Genomic DNA, 5,075 nt, shown 5'->3' with positions numbered 1-5,075 from the left:
ATGCAGGCGTGGTGGAATTGGTAGACACGCTAGACTTAGGATCTAGTGCCGAAAGGTGTGAGAGTTCGAGTCTCTCCGCCTGTACAACGTAAGGCTTCTCTTTAACGGGAAGCTTTTTTATTTGGAAAGCTATTGTTCAGCGGTTTTAGCTAAGGAGAGACGAAAGTACATGCCGACCATAGCGTAGGTAAGTCTCTCCGCCAGTACAATGTAAGGCTTCTCTTTAACGGGAAGCTTTTTTTATTTGAAAAGCATAAAAAACCCTTCGAAAAGGAAGGGTTAATAGTTTGTGCTGTAGATTGTGGTTGCTCAGCGGTTAGATTGCACTTTGTTATTAGCCAAAAACGAAGTTGAATAGTGCCACAAACAGGCCAATAACCACACTAGCCAGGATCAATATCAAAACAACGACCATGACACTTAGGAACCCATTTAGGAAACGGGTGCCCGGAGTTAGTTCTCTTTTCATTTTCAAATAATTTCATACAATGTACAATTAAAAGGGCAAATAGGGGGAAATGCTCATTTTTAATCGATTAACAAATCGGGCTTCCCGATTAAGCGCAGTGGATCGGAGCTAATTATATTGAAAATGATTCTATAAGAGTCGTATTATTCCTTTCCCGGACTCAGTTTCTTCTCCAGCTCTTCCAGAGAGATCCCCTTTGTTTCGGGCATCATAAAAAGCACAAAAAGCAACTGCAATACCATCATAAAAGCAAAGAAAATGAAGATAGGCCAGGGATTCTCACGGAAAATTCCACGTTCAGCATCCAAAAATATAGGGGTTAACAGCGTGATCAGGGCTGCAAACACCCAATGGGTTCCGGTGCCCCAGGACTGTCCATAGGCACGTACCCGATTCGGAAAGATCTCTGATATGAACACCCAGATCACAGCACCCTGTCCGATGGCATGGGAGGCAATAAAAACCAGGATGAAAACCAGGAGCAAAGTGGAACTGGCACCGGAGTAAAAGCACCAGCCAACCATAGCCAGGCTTAAAATATAACCCAGTGAACCAATTTTCATGAGTTGCCGCCTGCCCAGTTGATCGATCAGCCGGATGCCAATCAGGGTAAAGACCAGGTTGACAATGCCTATGGATATCGAACTGAATAGAGATTCTTTTGCCGCCAGTCCTGCCCGCTCCAGAATTTCGGGAGCATAGTACAAAACGAAATTTATCCCTGACAGCTGGTTAAAAAAGGCAATGAGGAAAGCCAGGATTAAAGGTTTCTTGTAGAAACGTGTGAATAACCGCTCCTTCTTCGCAGTTTGGGTATCCGTAGCTTTTATCTCCAGCAGTTTTTCCTCGGCATGGGCCTTGTTCGATAGGAATTCCAGGACCACAAGGGCGGCTTTCTCATCGTGTTTCTTAAGTACCAGCCACCTCGGGCTATTAGGTACTTTAAGTACCATTAAACTGTATATCAAAGCCGGTATAGCTTCAACACCAAGCATCCAGCGCCAGTCATTCGCCCCATCAAACCCCTTGAGCAGATAGTTGGAGATAAAGGCTATAAATATTCCGAACACAATATTGAATTGGTACAGCGCCACTAGCTTGCCCCGGTTTTTTTTGGCAGATATCTCAGATATATAGATGGGCGCTGCAACAGAGGAAGCCCCAACCCCCAGGCCACCAATAAAGCGAAAAAAGGAAAACATATAGGGATCATGGGCAAACGCAGATCCCAGAGCGGAAATAAAATACAAAACCCCGATCCAGAACAATGTCTTTTTCCTGCCATATCGATCACAGGGGATCCCCCCAAATAAGGCACCTATCACCGTTCCCCACAGGGCCATTGACATGATAAATGTGCCGTGGAACCAGGGTGAGGTGTTCCATAAAGCCTTGATGGGCAGGTTGGCTCCGCTGATCACGACGGTGTCAAAACCAAAAAGAAAACCGGCCAGGGCAGCCGTCAGGGAAATCCTGAAAATTTTGCGATCCATAGGTGAGTTGCTTTGGGTAAAGCTAAAAAAAAAATTGTAGTGGGTACTAGGGCTTTACTACTCGGGAGGGAACAGGCCCCGGATGTAATTCACGATTTTTTCAGTGGCTCCCTGGTTCTCATCAATATAGGCGGTATTGATCTGCCCGGTTTGTATTCCCAGGCTTTCTTCGCTGAAAAAGCGGTCGCACTCTGCTTTAAAATCATCTCTGTCCTGTACCGGAAGTATGCCCTTGCGAGCCACAAGGTCTTCAGCTTCCCGGAACCCCTCGTACTGCGGACCAATAAGAACGGGAATACCATAGACTGCAGCTTCCAGTGTGTTGTGTAAGCCGGTTGCAAAACCACCACCAACATAGGCTACCTTGGCAAATCGGTATAAACTGCTTAACAGCCCTACCTGGTCTACAACCAGGACCTTGAATTCCATTTCCGAACTCTCAGTAAGTTCAGAATATAATTTTACCGGAGGTGTGATAGAAGAAACAAGTTGTTTAATGTGGTTAGTTTTGATATCGTGGGGGACCAGTACAAATTTTAACGGACTTTCATCTGCATTGATATAGGGTACGATTACCGCTTCATCCTCCGGCCATGTGCTTCCGGCCACAAGGCAGGGCTGGTCCTGTATAAATCGTTTTATCAGGGGAAGAGGCTTTTCCTGCCCCACTATTTCCAATACCCTGTCGAACCGTGTATCCCCGCTAATGGTATACTCATGGATCCCCAGGCATTTAAGCAGCTCAGCTGAATTTTCGTCCTGCACAAAGATGTGGTGGAACCTCCTGAGGGCTCGCCTCATAAAGCCTCCATATATCTTGAAATAGGACTGCTTCTGATTGAAGATTGCCGACACCAATAAAGTGGGAATACCCCTTTCTTCCAGAACCTTGAGGTAATTGGGCCAAATCTCGTATTTGATGAAAATGGCAAGTTTTGGCTGGACCATGTTCAGGAATTTCCGGCAGTTTATCCGGGTATCCAGGGGCAGGTACGTAACCAGGTCTGCTTCAGCACTGTTTTTCTTAACCTCATATCCGCTGGGGGAAAAGAATGTCACTAGGACGTTGTATTCGGGGTAGGCGACTTTCAGGCTTTTTATGACCGGCAGGCCCTGTTCGTATTCCCCAAGTGATGCCGCGTGCACCCAGATGACCTTATCCTGTTTACTAAGATGTTCCTTCAGGAAAGGAAAAACCGATTGTCTCCCTTTGCGAAAAAGCCTGATTTTTTGGTTAAAAGGAGCGGAAAGGAGGAGAAAGAACCGCGCAAGGTGAACAATTACATTATACAGGAAAAGCACCACATTTGTTTCCCGCTAAAATACGCTTCTTTTTCCCAATACATTGGTGTCCGTTCCTTAATTTTGTAATATTGTTTAAGATCAACTACTGATGAAGAAAATTCAAATGGTAGACCTCGTCAGCCAGTACCAGGGCATCAAAGAAGAGGTCAACGAAGCCATCACTCAAATACTCGATTCCGCTTCTTTTATAAACGGACCTAAGGTCCACGAATTTCAGGCAGCTTTAGAAAACTACCTTCAGGTAAAACATGTAATACCATGTGCAAACGGTACAGATGCCCTGCAAATTGCAATGATGGGCCTCGGGTTACAACCGGGAGACGAGGTGATCACGGCAGATTTCACCTTTGCCGCAACGGTAGAGGTCATCGGCTTGCTCCAACTTACCCCGGTACTGGTGGATGTGGATCCTGAAACCTTTAACATAGATCCCAAAGCGGTGGAAAAGGCGATCAGTCCGAAAACCAAAGCCATAGTCCCCGTGCACCTGTTCGGGCAATGTGCGGATATGGATACCCTAATGGCCATCGCCGAGAAGCACAACCTCTATGTAATTGAAGACAATGCCCAGGCCATAGGTGCCTACCATCAGTTTGCAGACGGGCGAAAGCAAAAAGCAGGTACTATCGGACATGTTGGTGCTACTTCATTTTTCCCTTCAAAAAACCTGGGTTGTTATGGGGATGGCGGGGCCATTTTTACCAATGACGATGAATTGGCCCATACCCTGAGAGGTATTGTCAATCACGGCATGTACAGGCGTTATTACCATGATGTTATCGGGGTTAATTCCCGGCTGGATTCCATACAGGCCGCGGTGCTCAATGCCAAACTGCCTCATCTGGATGCCTATTGCGACAGCCGAAGGAATGCTGCCCGAGCCTATTCGAAAGCTTTTGAAGGTCAGGAGCATATTGTGGTTCCTAAAACTGTAAGGGGTTGCGAGGGCATTTGCGACAGCTGTGACTGTCATGTATTCCATCAGTATACACTAAAGATCACCAACGGTAAACGAGATAAAGTGGCAGAAAAACTTCAGGAGAAGGGGATCCCCTATGGTATCTACTATCCTGTTCCCTTGCACCGGCAGAAAGCCTATGCAGATCCGCGATACCGGGAAGCGGACTTTCCCGTCACCAACCAGCTGGTAGACGAGGTGATCTCCCTCCCCATGCATACCGAATTGGACGCCGAGCAGATTGACTACATAACGGAAGCCGTAATAGCCGCAGTCAATGCCTAACATTAATAAACCAATTACTTCATGAAAATACTTGTGACCGGGGGCCTTGGATTTATTGGGTCTCATACTGTTGTGGAACTCCAACAGGAAGGCTTTGAGGTCGTCATCATAGATGATTGCTCCAATGCCTCCGAAAATGTGCTGGATGGGATTACAGCCATAACTGGGGTACGCCCCGCATTCGAAAAAATGGATCTCCGGGTTAAAGGAGATGTTCTGGAATTTTTCCAGACGCATAAGGATATCGGTGGGGTTATTCATTTTGCTGCATCAAAAGCGGTAGGGGAAAGCGTTGAAAAACCATTGCTTTACTACGAGAACAACCTGAACACCCTTATATATATACTGCAATGCCTGAGTAATAAAAAGGACGCAGCCTTTATCTTTAGTTCTTCCTGTACCGTTTACGGGCAGGCTGATGAGATGCCTATCACGGAAAATGCCCCGGTGAAACCTGCCGAATCTCCCTATGGTAATACCAAGCAAATTGGTGAGGAGATCATCACAGAGACCTGCAAGGTTACACCTCATTTGAATGCGATTTCACTTCGGTATTTCAACCCCA

5 protein-coding genes and 1 tRNA gene are annotated in these 5,075 nt (G+C 46.3%); 3 read left to right on the top strand and 3 right to left on the bottom strand.

Annotated features, from left to right (window positions below):
- The first annotated feature begins 2 nt into the window (after window positions 1-2).
- Window positions 3-84, top strand: a tRNA-Leu gene (locus tag AC4E7D_RS11515).
- Between the two features lie 250 nt (window positions 85-334).
- Here the strand turns inward: AC4E7D_RS11515 and AC4E7D_RS11510 are convergent.
- The 3 genes from AC4E7D_RS11510 to AC4E7D_RS11500 all read right to left on the bottom strand — a co-directional run bounded on the left by AC4E7D_RS11510 (window position 335) and on the right by AC4E7D_RS11500 (window position 3,264).
- A complete protein-coding gene (locus AC4E7D_RS11510; protein WP_490173938.1) occupies window positions 335-469 on the bottom strand; it encodes a hypothetical protein in 135 nt (44 codons plus the stop codon).
- Between the two features lie 143 nt (window positions 470-612).
- Window positions 613-1,962 carry a sugar porter family MFS transporter gene (locus AC4E7D_RS11505; RefSeq protein WP_490173937.1) on the bottom strand — a complete coding sequence of 450 codons (1,350 nt, stop codon included), beginning with the start codon at window positions 1,960-1,962 and terminating at the stop codon, window positions 613-615.
- 57 nt (window positions 1,963-2,019) lie between these two features.
- A complete protein-coding gene (locus AC4E7D_RS11500) occupies window positions 2,020-3,264 on the bottom strand; it encodes a 3-deoxy-D-manno-octulosonic acid transferase (protein WP_490173936.1) in 1,245 nt (414 codons plus the stop codon).
- Between the two features lie 91 nt (window positions 3,265-3,355).
- On the opposite strand from AC4E7D_RS11500, the gene AC4E7D_RS11495 reads away from it, so the two are divergent.
- Both AC4E7D_RS11495 and AC4E7D_RS11490 read left to right on the top strand, forming a co-directional pair.
- Window positions 3,356-4,510, top strand: coding sequence for a DegT/DnrJ/EryC1/StrS family aminotransferase (locus tag AC4E7D_RS11495; RefSeq protein WP_490173935.1), 1,155 nt, complete (start codon window positions 3,356-3,358; stop codon window positions 4,508-4,510).
- Window positions 4,511-4,531: 21 nt separating this feature from the next.
- On the top strand, window positions 4,532-5,075 hold a 544-nt coding region (locus tag AC4E7D_RS11490; RefSeq protein ID WP_490173934.1), incomplete at its 3' end, for an NAD-dependent epimerase/dehydratase family protein.

Source organism: Lentiprolixibacter sp., from assembly GCF_982873095.1.
The sequence above is the reverse complement of the archived record's forward strand: the minus strand, read 5'-3'. Positions and strand labels throughout refer to the sequence as shown.

Excerpts from the sequence above, each read along its gene's own strand:
- AC4E7D_RS11510 (WP_490173938.1), bottom strand. The coding sequence starts at position 469 with ATGAAAAGAGAACTAACTCCGGGCACCCGTTTCCTAAATGGGTTCCTA.
- AC4E7D_RS11505 (WP_490173937.1), bottom strand. The coding sequence starts at position 1,962 with ATGGATCGCAAAATTTTCAGGATTTCCCTGACGGCTGCCCTGGCCGGT.
- AC4E7D_RS11495 (WP_490173935.1), top strand. The coding sequence starts at position 3,356 with ATGAAGAAAATTCAAATGGTAGACCTCGTCAGCCAGTACCAGGGCATC.